The 16,699-nt window shown below is 56.9% G+C and carries 14 protein-coding genes; 6 read left to right on the forward strand and 8 right to left on the reverse strand.

Annotation, left to right across the window (positions count from 1 at the left end; translation table 11 throughout):
* Positions 1-163 precede the first annotated feature (163 nt).
* Together NIZ92_RS16175 and NIZ92_RS16180 are read left to right on the forward strand one after the other, a co-directional pair.
* Positions 164-1,531: a M23 family metallopeptidase gene (locus NIZ92_RS16175; RefSeq protein ID WP_026484381.1), complete on the forward strand. Its 1,368-nt coding sequence runs from the start codon at positions 164-166 to the stop codon at positions 1,529-1,531.
* Positions 1,532-1,534: 3 nt separating this feature from the next.
* Positions 1,535-2,632, forward strand: a complete 1,098-nt coding sequence (locus NIZ92_RS16180) for an anhydro-N-acetylmuramic acid kinase (protein WP_035270504.1) — start codon at positions 1,535-1,537, stop codon at positions 2,630-2,632.
* A 388-nt stretch (positions 2,633-3,020) separates the two neighbouring features.
* Here NIZ92_RS16180 and erpA read toward each other — a convergent pair whose 3' ends face one another.
* From erpA to pmbA, 7 genes are all read right to left on the reverse strand, one after another.
* Complete coding sequence (erpA, locus tag NIZ92_RS16185) at positions 3,021-3,389, reverse strand: iron-sulfur cluster insertion protein ErpA (RefSeq protein WP_003801826.1); 369 nt, start codon at positions 3,387-3,389, stop codon at positions 3,021-3,023.
* 80 nt (positions 3,390-3,469) lie between these two features.
* Positions 3,470-4,207: a DUF6776 family protein gene (locus NIZ92_RS16190; RefSeq protein ID WP_143241235.1), complete on the reverse strand. Its 738-nt coding sequence runs from the start codon at positions 4,205-4,207 to the stop codon at positions 3,470-3,472.
* A gap of 35 nt (positions 4,208-4,242) precedes the next feature.
* Positions 4,243-5,307, reverse strand: a complete 1,065-nt coding sequence (gene argC, locus NIZ92_RS16195) for an N-acetyl-gamma-glutamyl-phosphate reductase (protein WP_026484384.1) — start codon at positions 5,305-5,307, stop codon at positions 4,243-4,245.
* 159 nt (positions 5,308-5,466) lie between these two features.
* Positions 5,467-5,859 (reverse strand): 30S ribosomal protein S9, encoded by a 393-nt coding sequence (rpsI, locus tag NIZ92_RS16200; RefSeq protein ID WP_026484385.1) that lies wholly within the window; start codon positions 5,857-5,859, stop codon positions 5,467-5,469.
* 9 nt (positions 5,860-5,868) lie between these two features.
* The gene (gene rplM, locus NIZ92_RS16205; RefSeq protein WP_003801836.1) at positions 5,869-6,297 is read right to left on the reverse strand and encodes a 50S ribosomal protein L13; all 429 of its coding nucleotides are present in this window, start codon (positions 6,295-6,297) and stop codon (positions 5,869-5,871) included.
* 330 nt (positions 6,298-6,627) lie between these two features.
* Complete coding sequence (locus tag NIZ92_RS16210; protein WP_026484386.1) at positions 6,628-7,731, reverse strand: TRAP transporter substrate-binding protein; 1,104 nt, start codon at positions 7,729-7,731, stop codon at positions 6,628-6,630.
* A gap of 280 nt (positions 7,732-8,011) precedes the next feature.
* On the reverse strand, positions 8,012-9,379 hold the full coding sequence (gene pmbA / locus NIZ92_RS16215) for a metalloprotease PmbA (protein ID WP_026484387.1): 1,368 nt from the start codon (positions 9,377-9,379) through the stop codon (positions 8,012-8,014).
* A gap of 67 nt (positions 9,380-9,446) precedes the next feature.
* On the opposite strand from pmbA, the gene yjgA reads away from it, so the two are divergent.
* A complete protein-coding gene (gene yjgA, locus NIZ92_RS16220; RefSeq protein ID WP_083054627.1) occupies positions 9,447-10,001 on the forward strand; it encodes a ribosome biogenesis factor YjgA in 555 nt (184 codons plus the stop codon).
* Positions 9,998-10,666 (forward strand): alpha/beta hydrolase, encoded by a 669-nt coding sequence (locus NIZ92_RS16225; RefSeq protein WP_254002273.1) that lies wholly within the window; start codon positions 9,998-10,000, stop codon positions 10,664-10,666. The genes yjgA and NIZ92_RS16225 overlap by 4 nt, the downstream gene beginning before the upstream one ends.
* Before the next feature lie 103 nt (positions 10,667-10,769).
* On the opposite strand, the gene NIZ92_RS16230 is transcribed toward NIZ92_RS16225, so the two are convergent.
* The gene (locus NIZ92_RS16230; protein WP_035270494.1) at positions 10,770-13,241 is read right to left on the reverse strand and encodes a GNAT family N-acetyltransferase; all 2,472 of its coding nucleotides are present in this window, start codon (positions 13,239-13,241) and stop codon (positions 10,770-10,772) included.
* 392 nt (positions 13,242-13,633) lie between these two features.
* Here NIZ92_RS16230 and NIZ92_RS16235 point away from each other — a divergent pair, with 392 nt between their 5' ends.
* Both NIZ92_RS16235 and mgtA read left to right on the forward strand, forming a co-directional pair.
* Positions 13,634-13,852, forward strand: coding sequence for a hypothetical protein (locus NIZ92_RS16235; protein WP_254002274.1), 219 nt, complete (start codon positions 13,634-13,636; stop codon positions 13,850-13,852).
* Between the two features lie 134 nt (positions 13,853-13,986).
* Complete coding sequence (gene mgtA / locus NIZ92_RS16240; RefSeq protein WP_254002275.1) at positions 13,987-16,689, forward strand: magnesium-translocating P-type ATPase; 2,703 nt, start codon at positions 13,987-13,989, stop codon at positions 16,687-16,689.
* Positions 16,690-16,699 lie beyond the last annotated feature (10 nt).

Here is a 16,699-nt window from a genome sequence, read left to right on the forward strand (position 1 = left end):
GACGTGCTTAATAATTGAGCAAGGTTTCGTAAACCGAATTATTTTATCATTCCCGCGCAGGTCAGATCGCCAGGGCTGGAATGTTCTGTCCGCCCAGTACAACTGACCTCCGCCTGCCAGCCGGGTGGACGGTAAACCGTACGTCCAACAAGGTTCTGGTTTTATGTTCAGCAAAGGGAAACGCTCCTCCTCCCACCTCAACATCCACCAGCCTCGGTCCGCCCGAGCCCTTTTTATCCGTGCCGGTTTGATCACGCTTGCCCTTGGCTCTTTTGTAGCCGCCGGTGCACTTGCCGTGGTGATGCCCAGCAGTCCGGAACCCCAGATTTACCAAGCCCGCACCGCCTTGACCCTGCCCTCGGACCTGACCGTGCTGCAGGCCCAGGACCAGCAAGCCTACATTACTGAAACCCGCATCCGCCGTGGCGACACCTTGTCCGCCCTGCTCCAGCGCATGGAAGTCAGTGAAGAAGGCTTGTTGCAATTTCTGACGCACGACAAGAAAGCGCGCTCCATTTACAAGCTTTACCCTGGCCGTACCATCCAAGCTGCCTTGGATGCCAATGGCAATTTGCAATGGCTGCGCTACCGTCATACCCCCTACTCCGATCAGTCCGGCCAAGGTCTGGCCAGCTGGCTGGAAGTACGCCCGGACGGTAACAATGGCTTTATCGCCCAGGAACAAACCGACCTGACCCAGACCCGAGTGCGCGTGGCTCAAGCTACCATCAACAGCTCGCTGTTTGGCGCCAGCGATCAGGCTGGCATCCCCGACAACATCACGCTGCAAATGGCGGATGTGATGGGCAGCAAGATCGACTTTCTGAAAGATCTGCGCAAAGGCGACAGTTTCCGCGTGGTCTATGAGTCCTACGGTCATGAAGGCCAGGACGTGGGTTCGGGCCGCTTGCTGGCAGTGGAGTTCATCAATCAGGGCAAAACCCATGAGGCCGCCTGGTTCCAGCCTGAAAATGGCTCCGGCGGTTATTACGATTTCAGCGGCCAAAGCCTGAAAGGCGCTTTCCTGCGCACCGCCCTGAAGTTCACCCGCATCAGCTCCACCTTTGGCGGTCGCCGCCATCCGGTGCATGGCGGATGGCGTGACCACAAGGGTGTGGACTATGCTGCCCCATCCGGCACCCCCATCCACGCTACCGCGGATGGCACGGTCGAGTTTATTGGCCGCCAAAATGGTTACGGCAACACGATCATCCTGAAGCATCACGGTCAGTTCACCACCTTGTACGCTCACCAGAGCCGCTTTGCCGCTGGACTGCGCAAAGGCGACCGCGTAGAACAAGGCCAGTTGATTGGCTATGTGGGCTCGACGGGCTGGGCAACAGGCCCACATCTGCATTACGAATTCCGTATCGCCCAGAAAGCCGTTGATCCCCTGTCGGTAGACCTGCCAGTAGCACGCGTTCTGGATGCCCCGCAGCGCAAGCAGTTCCAGCAAACCCTGGCTTCCTACCAGAACAGCTTTGCCTTGCTGCACACAGATGCTGAGCCCGTGAAGCTGGCCAGCCGCTAAACCATGAAAGCCCCCCTGTTTATCGGACTGATGTCTGGTACCAGCATGGACGGTGTGGATGCCGTGCTGGCATCCTTCGGCCCACAGGGGGCACAGATACACCAAACCCATAGCCTGCCCATGCCAGTTGCCCTACGAGACGAGCTGCTGGCTTTGCAGCATCCAGGGCACAACGAACTGGCCCGCGCCAGCATCGCCGCCCAGCAGTTGACCGAGCTCTATGCTCAGGCTTGCACGCCCTGGACTCAAGGCCCCGAGAAAGACCTGATCCGTGCGATTGGCGTACACGGTCAGACTATCCGCCACGCACCTGACCAGGGCTATACCCTGCAATTGAATGCCCCTGCTCTTCTGGCCGAACGCTGTGGAGTGGACGTGATTGCGGATTTCCGCAGCCGGGATATAGCGGCGGGCGGCCAAGGTGCCCCTTTAGTGCCTATTGTTCATGAGGCTCTTTTCCGTCACGAGCACGGGCGCGTCATTCTGAACCTGGGTGGAATTGCGAATATCTCCCTGCTGCTGCCTGGACGCGATGTTTTTGGCTTCGATACTGGCCCGGCGAACATGCTGCTGGATGCCTGGGTGAGCAAGCATCAAGGCCAGTCCTACGACAAGGGCGGACAATGGGCTGATAGCGCGGCATCTGACCCTGCCTTGCTTGCCAGCCTATTGAGCGAAGCCTGGTTTGCTCTGCCTGCTCCTAAATCTACAGGTCGTGATCTGTTCAATTTGGGGTGGCTGCAGGAGCATCTGGATCGTGTTGATCCGAAAGGCGAGCTTCAGCCTGCTACGGTGCAATCCACTCTGATGGATTTGACCGCACACAGCGTTGCACAAGCCATCAGGCCTTACGCAGAACAGATTCAGGAATTGATTGTGTGTGGCGGTGGCGCTGCCAATCCGGCCATGCTGAAACGCCTGGGCGATCTGGTGACTATGCCTATCCGCTCCAGCGCCGAGCTGGGCATGGATCCGCAATCCATCGAAGCCCTGGCCTTTGCCTGGCTGGCTTACGCGCATATCGAACGTATTCCTGCGGGACTGCCCGCTGTGACAGGCGCACGGCGCGCTACGGTGCTGGGCGCTTGTTATCCGGCCTGAGAACTGCTTTTAACGTTTAGCTTCGCAAAACTTTAAAATACAGCGGCGGACTCATAATCCGTTAGCCAAGCACCTGCCAAAAAAGCAGAACATGACAAGGCAGCGCCCCTCCTGTTCAAAACAAATAGAAGCAAGCCGTTCTTTTCTTTGGGCCGTGCCATTAACAGCATTGAGCTGCTTCGCCGCCCTACCTAGGCTACGAACGAGCCCCCCAAGTTGAACCGCGAAGCGCCCTACAACGGATCAGCCCTGAAACCTGACGCTGCACGGCCTTCAACAAAACCCCATAAACAAAACACCCCAGACTCTAGACTCAGAGTCTGGGGTGTACTTTGTAGCAACTTGCCAAGGCCTGGAACGCTAAGCAATCAGCGCCAGCCTTGCCTTCTTACATCGTGAAGGAAGAACCGCAGCCGCAGGTAGTCGTGGCATTCGGGTTACGAATCACGAACTGAGCGCCGTCCAGGTCGTCCTTGTAATCAATTTCAGCGCCCACCAGGTATTGAAAGCTCATGGCGTCAACCAGCAGTTGCACGCCATCCTTATCAATAATGGTGTCGTCGTCGTTAACCAGTTCATCAAAGGTGAAGCCGTACTGGAAGCCGGAACAGCCGCCACCTTGCACGAAGACGCGCAGCTTCAGTTCGGGGCTACCTTCTTCAATCAGGAGCTCACGGACCTTCTCAACCGCTGAATCGGTAAAGATCAGTGGGGAAGGAGGGGCTTGCAGATCAACGGATTCGGTAAGAGTGCTCATGTGGTTCTCCTGCCGGCCCCCGCCGGCATGAATAATTATCATGTGATCGCCTTGCACATGACCACCCGCGGGTAAGGTGATTAGTCTGGCTGGGCGATTTTTTCCTGGCGAGAGGCGCGGATAACGCTTCCTTCCAGGACGTTCAGCGTCAAGGCGGTGGGTTCAAAGCCTGGCGGCAAAGCCAGCCAACCCATGGCGCGCTGAAACTGGTTGAAGTTTAAAACCAAGGGATCGATCTGTTCTACAGACGACTCTGCCAGTACCGAGTCCGGCCCGGAACTGGGTGATAGATCGATTTTAACGTTTTTTCCGTCTTGCCGCCCAGTCAGCTGAAACTGGAGGCGCCCGGAAAAAGCCTTTCCTTCTGGGGCGTTACGTTGCAGCAGTACCTTGTACTCCAGCAAATCACCCCTTTTCGCAACGTCCAGGGCTCGGACAGTAACAGAACCACTGGGACCGGGTGGGAGCAACTGTTCATAAAAGGCCAACTGTTCGCGCGTCTGCGCCAGTTCGGCCTGGGTAGACGACAAGGACTTTTCCAAACCCTTGCGCGTGCTCTCTTCCAGAACCAGTTGCCCGCGCAGCCCTTCAAATTCACTTTGAATTTGCTGCAGGGATTGCTGGCTACGCGCCAGATTTTGCATGGCCAGCTGTATTTGTTCGGACTGATCGGCCGGTTGAGTCAGGCTGCGGTAAAGCCACAGGCCTCCACCGCCCAACAACACTCCCAGCAATACGGCCAGCCCAATCGTAGTCGCCCCGCCCCGCGAACGGGAAGGAGCGACAGTAGAAGAATTGGTTTGCGGTGATTCAGCCATAAACATTTGACCTGTTCACCAAGACCAAGTTCCCTTTAAGGCAAAATTGCAACGTGATTCAAGCCGGTTTGTTCTGGCAGACCAAACAAGATATTCATGTTCTGCACAGCCTGACCCGAAGCACCCTTAACCAGATTGTCCTGCACCACCAGAATGATCAGCTGATCGCCATTGCCAGGACGCTGCACGGAAATACGCAGCTGGTTGGAAGCGCGTACCGAGCGGGTTTCTGGCAGAGTACCGGCAGGCAGCACATCTACAAAGGTTTCCTGGGCGTAGCGCTGCTCGTACAAGGCCTGAAAGTCTGTATCCATGGCTTCGGGCTTGATACGTGCGTAGATCGTGGAGAACATGCCGCGAATCATGGGCACCAGGTGCGGCACAAAGGTCAGACCGACCGGGCCACCAGCCAAGCGCTGCAACTGTTCCACAATTTCCGGATGGTGACGGTGACCCGACACGCCATATGCCTTGAAGTTGTCGCTGGCTTCAGCAAACAGATTGGGAACCGAAGCCCCTTTACCAGCACCGGACACACCGGATTTGCAGTCTGCAATCAGATGCTGGGTATCAACCAGCGCCTTGCCGCCTTCCAGCAAGGGAGCCAGGCCTAGCAAGACGGTGGTGGGGTAGCAACCCGGGTTACCAATAACCTTGGCTTGAGCAATCTTGTCGCGCAGCAGCTCTGGCAGGCCATAAGCCGACTGGCTCAGGATGTCCGGGCAACTGTGCTCCATCTTGTACCACTTCTGGAATACGTCCGTATCTTGCAGGCGGAAGTCTGCGGCCAGGTCAATAACGCGCACGCCCGCTTCCAGCAGACGTTCGACCTGGCTCATGGCCACGCCATGTGGAGTGGCAAAAAAGACCACGTCACACTGTTCCAGATTGGCATTTTCCGGCGTGGAGAACTTCAGGTCCACATGACCACGCAGGTTCGGATACATATCCGATACCGGCACGCCGTCCTCTTTACGCGAGGTAATGGCAACCAGTTCTACCTGGGGGTGCTGACTTAACAGACGCAGCAACTCGACCCCGGTGTAACCTGTACCGCCAACAATCCCTACCTTGATCCGGGTATCGCTATGTGTAGCCATGAACTTTCCTGAAAGAGAGACGAGCAAAAATTCTATCTTAACGTAGTCCTGCCTGTTCTCAAGCACCAGACCGGGCAAAGCAGGACAAATGTAGCCAGCAAACAAAAACCCCGGACACGTCCGGGGTTTTTGAGCACCATAAACAGGTCGCGAGGCGAATTAACGCTTGCTGAACTGTTTGCGGCGACGTGCTTTGTGCAGACCGACTTTCTTACGCTCAACAGCACGAGCGTCACGAGTCACCAGGCCAGCTTGTTTAAGAGCTGTCTTCAGTGTTTCGTCGTAGTCGATCAGAGCGCGGGTGATGCCGTGACGGGCAGCACCGGCCTGGCCGCTTTCGCCGCCGCCATGCACGTTGATCTTGATGTCGAACGATTCAACATGGTTGGTCAGCACCAGAGGCTGACGCACAATCATGCGACCCGTTTCGCGAGCAAAGTATTCGTCAACAGGCTTGCCGTTGACTACGATTTGGCCCGAACCTTTTTTGATGAAGACACGAGCGACGGAGGTCTTGCGACGGCCCGTACCGTAATTCCAGTTACCGATCATGACCTATCCTTAGATGTCCAGAGTTTTAGGCTGTTGAGCACTATGAGGATGCTCGGCACCAGCGTAAACCTTCAGTTTCTTGGCCATGGCGTAGCCCAGAGGGCCTTTTGGCAACATACCCTTGACGGCCTTTTCGATGGCACGGCCTGGGAAGCGCTCTTGCATGGTTTGGAAGTTGGTTTCGTAAATACCGCCTGGGTAGTTCGAGTGACGATAGTACTTCTTATCCTGTGCCTTGTTACCGGTCACGGCAATGTCAGCAGCGTTGATGATAATGATGTAATCGCCGGTATCAACGTGAGGGGTATATTCGGGTTTGTGCTTACCACGCAAACGGCGTGCGACTTCGCTGGCCACACGACCAAGGACTTTGCCTTTAGCGTCAATCACAAACCAGTCACGTTTGACTTCAAGCGGCTTGGCCACGAAGGTCTTCATGATGGTTCCTAAATATTAAAATTCTGGGTCAAAGCAACATGCCTGGCCCATACAATCCACCCGCTTTTTCAAGCCGGGTAGCTCTACCTGACCCTGCCAAGGCGTTATATTCCGCCCGTGCATTTCTGCCAAATAGCTCGCCATAATAACATAAATAGTGGATAACACTAGGGTTTTGCACAAAAACACAGGTTTTTTGCCACAAATAGGAGCTCTCTCATAGAGGGGAAGCCCATAAAAAACCCCTGCTTTCCAAGTGGAAAACAGGGGTTAACAAGACTGGCCTGTGGAACCGGAGCAGACTGCCCTGCCCGGTCCCAACTACAGAGATCAGCCTTTTTTCTGGTTTGCCAGAGCAATGCCCAGGTAGTTGTCATAAGAACCTTCGGCCACACGGAACCAAGGCACAATCGCGTCACGGAAGCCCATGTAGTCGTCGTGAATCTTCTTGAACATGGGATCCTTGTCGCAGAATTCCTTGTACAGAATGTTGGAGGTCTTGAAGGACTCGTCCATCACGTCGCGCGGGAAGGATTTCAGGACAGCTCCGCTGGCGATCAGGCGACGCAGTGCGCCTGGGCTTTGGGCATCGTACTGACAAATCATGCGCTCGCCCGCAGCACGCGAAGCAATTTCAATCAGGGACTGATATTGCTTGGGCAGTGCATTGAAAGCAGCGTCGTTCACGTACAGCGAAACCTGGGCCGAACCTTCCCACCAACCGGGATAGTAGTAATACTTGGCCACTTTCTGGAAGCCCAGTTTTTCGTCGTCCACTGGACCCACAAACTCCACGGCGTCCAGCGTGCCTTTTTCCAGCGATGGGTAAATATCGCCTGGTGGCACTTGCTGAGGCACCACGCCCATGCGGGCCAGCACTTCGCCAGCAAAACCGGCCGTACGCATCTTCAGACCTTTCAGGTCTTCCAGAGAGTTGATTTCCTTGCGGTACCAACCACCCATCTGGGTGCCCGTGTTACCGAAAGCGAAGTTGACGATGTTGCGAGTGGCAAACAACTCACGCAGCAGCTTGGTACCGTTGCCTTCCTGCATCCAGGCGTTCATTTGACGGGCATTCAGGCCAAAAGGCACCGCTGTGTCAAAGCTGAAAGAAGGATCTTTACCGTAGTAGTAATACGAGGCCGTCTGACCGCACTCCACCGTGCCATTGCTGACTGCATCCATCACACCAAAACCGGGGACGATTTCACCAGCTGGGTACAGACGGATGTTGAAGTTGCCGTCCGAGGCCTCTTCCACCATCTTGCAAAACGACTGGGCTGTCGAAAACAGAGCCGGGGTAGCGGGACCGTAAGTCGATGTCAGCTTCCAATTAACCTTGGGATTGCTTTGGGCAATAGCAGGAGCAGCAATAGCGGCGGTACTGGCTACGGCGCCAAGACCTGCCTTTTTCAGAAACGAGCGACGCTGCATGAATAACCTCCTTGTGGGTATTCGGTAACTGGGAAATATTTTTATGCTATGGATAGTACACTGGCGCGCCCCGAATGGGGGGCTGGGAAAGCCCGGATTATCCCGCAAATCCGGCCCTATATTGTCGGGTCTTTGATCTGAAACACCTGAAGGGTGCTCCATAGAGAACGGCCTGAGTCGGAAGCAACTCCGAACTCAGGCCGTAAACATCTGTTTATTGAGCGCCCTCTTGCCCGTGGCAAGGCATAAGGGGCTAAACCGGTTTTCCAGACAGCAGAAATCAGGAACCGGCCACCGACATCTGCTCGATCAGGATGGAACCCGTACGCTTGGAGCCAGCCGCAAAGGTATCAGCACCCACGGCAACAATCTGCGCGAACATCTCGGCCAGATTGCCCGCAATCGTTACTTCTTCCACGGCGTGCTGAATGCGGCCATTTTCCACCCAGTAGCCGAAGGCACCACGCGAGTAGTCGCCAGTCAGGTAATTGATACCCTGGCCGATCAGCTCGGTTACCAGCAGACCACGGTCCATTTTCTTCAACATGGCATCCAGGTCGTCCTCGGGACGAGTCAGGCGCGAGCTCAGCAGCAAATTGTGCGAACCACCGGCATTCCCCGTAGAAGGCATGCCCAGTTTGCGGCCTGCGTAGGAAGACAGAAAATAGCCTTTCAGCTCGCCGCCACGCACCACATCACGGTCGCAGGTACGCACCCCTTCCGAGTCAAACGGTGCACTGCCCATGGCGGCAGCCAGATGCGGACGCTCCAGCACGTCAATGTGCTTGGCCATGACGGACTTGCCCAAAGAATCCAGCAGGAAGCTGGTTTTGCGATACAGGGCCGAGCCACTGGTGGCCTGCACCAGAGAACCGATCAAGCCCACGGCCAGCGGGGCTTCAAACAACACCGGATAGCGGCCGGTCGGGATACGGCGGGCCGACAGGCGCGACAAAGTGCGCTCGGCCGCATAACGCCCAACCGACTCGGGGCTGGCCAGGCGGGAAGGGTCACGCGAGCTGCTGTACCAGTAGTCGCGGTGCATATTGTCGCCCTTGCCGGCAATGGGGCTGACGCTGAGCGAGTGACGGCTATAGGGGTAGCCCCCCAGAAAGCCGCGGCTGTTACCCATCACAAAATGCCCTTCCAGCGTATCGACCGACGCGCCTTCGGAATTACTGATCAGAGGACTCAACTCCAGCGCAGCCTGCTCGGCACGAATCGCCAGCTTGGCGGCCTGATCCGCGTCCAGCAGCCAGGGATGGTGCAGGTGCAGATCGGGATAGCTTTGCGCCAGCATGTCTTTTTCAGGCAGCCCGGCAAAAGGATCTTCAGCGGTGTAGCGGGCAATATGCCAGGCGGCTTCTACCGTTTCACGCAGCGCCTTGATCGAAAAGTCCGACGTGGAGGCCGAGCCACTGCGCTGGCCTGCAAACACGGTCACACCCAAGGAGCGGTCTTGCGTCTGCTCTACCGTTTCCAGTTCCATCTGGCGCACAGAGACGGCCAGACCTTTGTTTTCTGAAATATCGACGGCAGCATCACTGGCGCCCAGTTTTTTGGCATGCCGCAGCGCTTCATCCACCAATTCACAAAACTGGAACTGATTGGCACTGATCGACAATTGGGAAATAGTTGGATGACTCATTGCTACTCTTTGAGGGTTAGGCGGTTATCATAGCCAATTGGCGACAATCTTTGCTATTTCACTTCTTATGGCCCGTCCACGCACTGAAATCGATGAAAACGGTTACGACCGCCCCAGCAAATCGCAGGTAAAACGCGAAATGCACGCTCTGCTCGACCTGGGCAAACGCCTGATTGAGCTCTCGGACGACCGACTCAAACAACTTGATCTGGGCGAGGCCTTGATGGCTGCCATCAAGGATGCCAAGCGCATCAGCCCGACGGCCCGCGAAGGACGCCGCCGTCAAATCCACTACGTGGGCAAGCTGATGCGCAATGTGGAACCCGAACCGATCCTGAAACAACTGGACGTCTGGGAAAACGGCTCCAAGGAAGACACCCGTGCCATGCACAGGCTGGAAGCGCTACGCGACCTGTTGTTGCGTGATGACGACGCTCTGACCGAATTCATGAATGAATTTTCCGGCGCCGATATCCAGCAATTGCGCACCCTGATTCGTGCCGCACGCAAAGAAGCCGAGAAAAATTCCACACTGGTACAAGGCCAGGACCCACAGCGCAAGCACTACCGCGCCCTGTACCAGTACATCAAGACCTTGGTAGATCTTTCGGAGTCCGCATGAACCCTCTGCTTGAGTCGATTGAGATTGAAACCGGTGCCAACCCTCAGCACGCTGTTATCTGGCTGCATGGCTTAGGCGCTGACGGCCACGATTTCGCCCCTATCGTGCCAGAGCTGGGCCTGCAAAACGCCCCCGCCGTCCGTTTCATTTTCCCGCACGCCCCCATCCAGCCCGTCACCATTAACGGCGGCATGGCCATGCGTTCCTGGTACGACATTTATGTGGCGGACCTGGTGCGCCACGAGGACGAAAGCGGCCTGCGCCAATCGCAGATCGAAGTGCAGAACCTGATTGCCCGCGAAAACGCTCGCGGCATTCCCACGGAAAATATTGTTCTGGCCGGTTTCTCGCAAGGCTGTGCCATGACGCTGCAAACCGGCTTGCGCTTGCCAGAGCGTCTGGCTGGCATGCTCTGCCTGTCCGGTTACCTGCCTTTGGCGGCAGCGGTGGAAAAAGAACGTCATCAGGCCAATCAGAACACGCCTATATTCATGGCGCATGGCAGCATGGACCCGGTCGTGCCTCTGACACGTGCCGAAGCCAGCCGTCAGCAACTGGAAGCCATGGGCTATCAGGTGCAATGGAATGTCTACCCCATGCCCCACGCTGTTTGCCCGGAAGAAATCAGCGCGATTGGCCAGTTTCTGAAGCAGGTACTGAAATAGGCTTCGGGTCTGCCTGAGCCAATTGCTGGCGGTCAGGCCACATGCAAGAAAAACGCCACTGGATACCAGTGGCGTTTTTTTATGAACTAATACAAGCTGAGCATCAGTCCGAGCGACGGGTCTCACCCAGATCCAGCCAGACGCGACGCATGCTGGGGTCTTCCGGGTCCGCATCGTTCTGAAAGCCCAGACGCTTCATCAGAGCTTGCATAGGCGCATTGGAGGCCAGCACATAACCGTCGATGTAGGTCAGCCCCTGCTCGGCGGCAGCCTGTATCAGCGCCTCCATCAGGATGACTCCCAGACCACGTCGCTGCCAGGCATCCCCGATAACCAGGGCGTACTCCGCCCCCCGACCATCACCATTACGAAGATAGTGGGCAAAGCCAATAATCTCGTCACGGGGATGGTTACGGTTATCTGGATTGGGCGAACGCACGGTAGCGATCAGCGCCAGCTCCCGGTCGTAGTCAATGCGGGTGTAGCGCGACAACATGCGTGGAGTCAGCTCTCGCAGCATGGACACAAAGCGCATGTAGCGACTTTCATCCGACAGGCCACGCATAAAGGTCTGCAAGGCCTCGGCGTCCTCGGGACGTATAGGGCGCAAGGTCCAGCGCTGCCCATCCTTGAACTGACGCCGCTCAATCATGTGACGCGGATAGGGATGAATCGCCATGTGGCGATAGCCAGCCGTTTCAGGCAGTACCAGCATGGACTGCTTGCTCAGGGAAATGGAAATGCTCTTGATGTACAGGCTATTCTCGCCCGCCATGATGGGGTCCAGCACCACACGGCGCACGCCGGGCAACTCGCTCATCAAATCCGAAAGACGCTCCAGCACCTGCAACAGCTGCGTCAATACCAAAGGCGTCAATTGCGAGGACAAGCTCTTGCGCCACAAGGGACTACGCTCCACCAACTGGCGCGCCAGATAGCGGTTCAGCGGTGGCAGTTCTACCGCCGGATAGGATGAGGAAAGCCAATCCGCGTGATCGGCCCCACCAAAGACGGCGTAAGGGCCCAATTTGTCATCGGTCTCAAAACGCAGCCCCATGGGCGGGACATCAGGATCAGGCTCACCCTGATCGTGCGTCACACGCAAGTCGACAACAGGCACGTGGAAGTAGCGCAGCAGATCGCGGCACTCCTGCTCGCTAGCCTCGCGGCGCTCGCTTTGAATCTGGCGCACCAGTTCGCGAGCGGGTTCTACCTCTGGCAAGGTGCCCAGCGGCAAAGGTGGCAAGGTTTGCTGCGACAAGTGCTGGTTATAGTGATAGCGAGCCAACAGGTCAAAGGCATTGGCCGCCGTGTCCGGGGTACGGAACGCCGGTGTCCCCACCCCATCCAGCAGGTGACGCAGGGGCCGCATATCCGCATCCCCAATCAAGCACGTAATAATGGGTTTGCGAGCACTGGCCGACAGCATGGCCAGTTCACGCGATACCGCCGGCATATCGGCCAAGGGGTCCGGTGTCAGCAAGACCAGCACCCCGTCAATTTCCTTGTCATCCAGCAAGGTGGAAATAACCGAGTCGATGCGCATGGGCGTCAGTGGTACATAAGTGACCACCGGGTTCTGAACCTGGTCGCCAGGCGCCAGCAGATTATCCAGCGCCCGCTGGGTAGAGGGCGACAGCTCCGGGCAGGTCACCGCGGCATCCGAACCCAGTACATCCAAAGCCATCTGCGCGGCCCCATTCCCATTGGAGAACAAGGCAATACGCCGCCCTTTGGGACGGCGGGTGTAAACCAGCACTTTCAGGGCCGAGAACAGCTGCACAAAATAACGAATGCGCACCGCCCCCACACGCCGCATCAAGGCATTGAAGACCGCCTCGTGGGCCTCGCCCTGCTGACGCTGACCGCCTACTTTCAGGACCACCACAGGTTTGACGGCCGCCACGGCGTGCAAGGCACTGGTGAAACGACGAGAAGCAGGTGTGTGCTCCAGATACAGCGCAATACTGTCCGTGCGCGGGTCCATGGCCAGATATTCAAGCACCTCGGGCACGTCGATAACGGCCTCGTCCCCGACCGACACAATGGCAGAGAAACCCAGGCTGACATCCTCAGCCCAGTCCATCAAGGCCGAGGTAATGGAGCGTGACTGAGACACCAAGGCCACACGGCCCGCCAGAGCCATTTGCGGCTCGTGACTTAAATTGATGCCCAGATGCGGCCGTTGTATCCCGAAGGCACGCGGCCCCAGCACCAGACAATTATTGATACGGGCCCAGGAGCGCGCATACACCATGTCTTCCATAGGATCGCGGGAGGCCAGATTGGAGGGCAGCAACAGAACCACACGTGGCTTATGCACCCGGATGGCATCCAGGGCCTGTGGCAAACGCACCGGCTCGATACACACCAGCGCCAGATCCAGGCGCTGTGTATCGGTCAATCCTTCCAGACGATCGGGCACCAGCACTTGCGTGGCTGTAATCCGTGCCTGCGTGATCCGCCCAGCCAATCGGGCTGGCATCTCGTTGATCAGGGGCAAAGGCAAGGTGGACACGACCAACACCGAACGGGGCTCAAACAATGCTGTCAGACGATGCCTTAGGGCTGCCATGATTGTTCCGCCATAAGAAAACCACACACCAAAATAATGAATTCTCCCATCTTAAGCACAGCCGTCTACAAATAAAAGAGACTTGGCTGGCTATCTCTGTCTTGCATCATGCAGCCGGTTTTTATCCTGTGGCGGGCCATTCATATACTTTCGTATAGCAACCATACGCCAATGCCTGGGCAAAACGGGCGCAAAGCCAGTCGCAAAGCGGCTTGCAGGTCGTAAAATAACACCCGTTCGGAAAGCAGGACCTTTCGTTCTCTCTGACAGGAAAAAACACACTATGTCCAGCGACGACAGTCGAAGAAAGATGCTGCACAGGCCCCTCAGACGCTACTGACCCACCGGGTTGTCTGCTGATGTGGCTTGCGCAGCACGATCAGGAGTCAACCATGCACCGCATTATTCATACTGGACCGATCCGGGCCCTGACCTCGTCGGGTTCGCATCTTGCCACACCTTGCCCTCGCGAGCGCGCTATTCCTGGCCGCCGCCCCGCTATTGCCTGGCGTATCAACACGGCCAGTCGCAAACCAGAAATTCACTGGATTGCAGACAGTGACAAACCACCCTCAGCGCGAGTGTGGCGCTGCACCTTGCCCAGCCACTAAACGCTGGCCTGACGCTTACTAAATCCGCTTGTTCTTATCTTTAGTTTGCCGACCCTCACACCGGTCGGCAGGACCTGCTGTGTCCATCTCTTGGGATGGACAGCACCGTCACGCCTGTACACCAGGAGCATTACATGAGCATTCAACAACATCGTCCGCCACTGCGCTCAGCGGACTACGACGCCAAGCTGCGCACGGCCACCGAAACCGGGCTTAGCCTGGAGACGACCCTGGCCTCTGTGCAAGCCAATCTGAATGGCCTGACCGACGCCGAAGCCTTGAGCCGCCTGACCGAATACGGCCCTAACGAGGTCGCCCGGGACAAGCCCGCCCACGCCTTGATTCAATTGGCGCTGGCCTTTAAAAATCCCTTTATTGCGGTCCTGATGGTGCTGGCCGCCGTCAGCGCTGTCACCGACATCATCTTGCCCATGCGCTCGGGCGAAGACGTGGACTACACCGGCGTGCTGATTATTGTGGTCATGGTCACCTTGAGCGGCCTGCTGCGTTTCTGGCAGGAGTACCGTTCCGGCAAAGCTGCCCAGGCTCTGAAAGCCATGGTTCGTACCACCGCCAGCGTACAACGACGCTCTACCGTGTCCAGCGCTACGGTCATGCGCGAAATCCCCATGAGCCAGATCGTGCCAGGCGATATTGTGCGCCTGTCGGCTGGGGACATGATCCCGGCAGACCTGCGCTTGATAGAGTCCCGCGACTTGTTCGTCAGCCAGGCCGCCCTGACAGGTGAAGCCCTGCCTGTTGAAAAGTACGATGTCTTTAGCGCCGTCAGCAGCAAGAGTGCCTCTGCTTCCAATTCCCAGGCCGGTGTGCTGGAACAGAACAATATGTGCTTTATGGGCACCAACGTGGTCAGCGGTACGGCCACGGCAGTGGTTGTGGCCACCGGTGCCAAGACCTATTTCGGCTCGCTGGCCAAAGCCATTGTCGGCTCGCGCGCCGAAACTTCTTTTGACCGGGGCGTTAACAGCGTCAGCTGGCTGCTGATTCGCTTCATGCTGGTCATGGTGCCCATCGTGCTGCTGATCAACGGTTTCTCCAAAGGCGACTGGACCGAAGCCTTCCTGTTCGCACTGGCCGTTGCCGTCGGTTTGACCCCTGAAATGCTGCCCATGATTGTGTCCTCCAACCTGGCCAAGGGCGCGGTGGCCATGGCCAAGAACAAGGTGGTGGTCAAACGTCTGAACGCGATCCAGAACTTTGGTGCCATGGACGTGCTGTGTACCGACAAGACCGGCACCCTGACACAAGATCGCATCATTCTGGAACACCATCTGGGTCTGGATGATCGCAACAGCCCCCGCATTCTGGAACTGGCTCTGCTCAACAGCCTGCACCAAAGCGGCGTGAAGAACCTGATGGATCAGGCGGTACTGCGCTTTGCAGAAAAGACACCCTCTGCCCTGCAAGCCATCGGCTCCTACCGCAAGATCGACGAACTGCCTTTTGATTTTGTGCGTCGTCGCCTATCAGTTGTCGTGCAAAATCCGCAAGGCGAGCAGCTCATGGTCTGCAAGGGGGCGGTGGAGGAAATGCTCAGCATTGCCACCCACGTACAAGACGGTGACCAGCGCTTGCCACTGGATACCGAGCAACGTGCCCGTTTGCTGAAAATGGCTTACCGCTACAACTCGGACGGCTTCCGTGTCTTGCTGATTGCCACTCGCCGTATTCCTGTCGAACAGGCCAAGAGCCGTTACGAAGCCCAGGATGAACGCGAGATGACGGTACAAGGCTTGCTGACCTTCCTGGACCCACCCAAGGAAAGTGCTGCCCAAGCCATTGCCGCCCTGACCGAACACGGTGTAGCCGTGAAAGTGCTGACCGGCGATAACGAAATCATTACCGCAAAAATCTGCCGTGAAGTGGGCCTGGAGCCCGGCAAGCCTTTGCTCGGACCTGAAATCGAGCTGATGCAAGACCCCGATCTGCGTTGCGCTGTCGAACGTCACTCGGTTTTTGCCAAGCTCACTCCCCTGCAAAAATCGCGTGTGCTCAAAGCGCTACAGGCCAATGGTCACACCGTCGGTTTTCTGGGGGATGGCATCAACGACGCCCCCGCCCTGCGCGATGCCGACGTGGGGATTTCGGTGGATAGCGGCACGGATATTGCCAAGGAATCGGCAGACATCATCCTGCTGGAAAAGAACCTGCTGGTTCTGGAAGAAGGTGTGATCAAAGGCCGCGAGACCTTTGGCAACATCATCAAGTACCTGAACATGACAGCCAGCTCCAACTTTGGCAATGTGTTCTCGGTGCTGGTGGCCAGTGCGTTCATCCCCTTCCTGCCCATGTTGGCCATCCACTTGCTTATTCAGAACCTGCTTTACGATATCTCCCAGCTGGCTTTGCCCTGGGACCGCATGGACAAGGATTTTCTGCGCAAACCGCGTAAATGGGATGCCAAGAATATTGGCCGCTTCATGATCTGGATTGGCCCGACCTCATCCATCTTCGACATCACTACCTTTGTCCTGATGTGGTACGTGTTTGGCGCCAATACGCCTGAACTGCAATCGCTGTTCCAGTCCGGCTGGTTTATTGAAGGCTTGCTCTCGCAGACTCTGGTAGTTCACATGCTGCGTACGCAAAAGATCCCCTTCATCCAAAGCACCGCAGCCCTGCCTGTGATGCTGATGACCTTCCTGATCGCCGCTATTGGTATTTATCTGCCCTTCTCGGGCGTCGGTGCACTGGTTGGCCTGCAGCCTTTGCCTTGGGAATACTTCCCATGGCTGGTCGGCACCTTGCTGGCTTACTGCCTGGTCGCACAGGGTATGAAAATGCTGTACATCCGCCGCTTTGGCCAGTGGTTCTAAGTCTGACAGG

This window comes from Alcaligenes sp. 1735tsa3 (genome assembly GCF_024134565.1).
Lineage (GTDB): Bacteria > Pseudomonadota > Gammaproteobacteria > Burkholderiales > Burkholderiaceae_B > Alcaligenes > Alcaligenes phenolicus.

Excerpts from the sequence above, each read along its gene's own strand:
- NIZ92_RS16175 (WP_026484381.1), top strand. The coding sequence starts at position 164 with ATGTTCAGCAAAGGGAAACGCTCCTCCTCCCACCTCAACATCCACCAG.
- NIZ92_RS16180 (WP_035270504.1), top strand. The coding sequence starts at position 1,535 with ATGAAAGCCCCCCTGTTTATCGGACTGATGTCTGGTACCAGCATGGAC.
- erpA (WP_003801826.1), bottom strand. The coding sequence starts at position 3,389 with ATGAGCACTCTTACCGAATCCGTTGATCTGCAAGCCCCTCCTTCCCCA.
- NIZ92_RS16190 (WP_143241235.1), bottom strand. The coding sequence starts at position 4,207 with ATGGCTGAATCACCGCAAACCAATTCTTCTACTGTCGCTCCTTCCCGT.
- argC (WP_026484384.1), bottom strand. The coding sequence starts at position 5,307 with ATGGCTACACATAGCGATACCCGGATCAAGGTAGGGATTGTTGGCGGT.
- rpsI (WP_026484385.1), bottom strand. The coding sequence starts at position 5,859 with ATGATCGGTAACTGGAATTACGGTACGGGCCGTCGCAAGACCTCCGTC.
- rplM (WP_003801836.1), bottom strand. The coding sequence starts at position 6,297 with ATGAAGACCTTCGTGGCCAAGCCGCTTGAAGTCAAACGTGACTGGTTT.
- NIZ92_RS16210 (WP_026484386.1), bottom strand. The coding sequence starts at position 7,731 with ATGCAGCGTCGCTCGTTTCTGAAAAAGGCAGGTCTTGGCGCCGTAGCC.
- pmbA (WP_026484387.1), bottom strand. The coding sequence starts at position 9,379 with ATGAGTCATCCAACTATTTCCCAATTGTCGATCAGTGCCAATCAGTTC.
- yjgA (WP_083054627.1), top strand. The coding sequence starts at position 9,447 with ATGGCCCGTCCACGCACTGAAATCGATGAAAACGGTTACGACCGCCCC.
- NIZ92_RS16225 (WP_254002273.1), top strand. The coding sequence starts at position 9,998 with ATGAACCCTCTGCTTGAGTCGATTGAGATTGAAACCGGTGCCAACCCT.
- NIZ92_RS16230 (WP_035270494.1), bottom strand. The coding sequence starts at position 13,241 with ATGGCAGCCCTAAGGCATCGTCTGACAGCATTGTTTGAGCCCCGTTCG.
- NIZ92_RS16235 (WP_254002274.1), top strand. The coding sequence starts at position 13,634 with ATGCACCGCATTATTCATACTGGACCGATCCGGGCCCTGACCTCGTCG.
- mgtA (WP_254002275.1), top strand. The coding sequence starts at position 13,987 with ATGAGCATTCAACAACATCGTCCGCCACTGCGCTCAGCGGACTACGAC.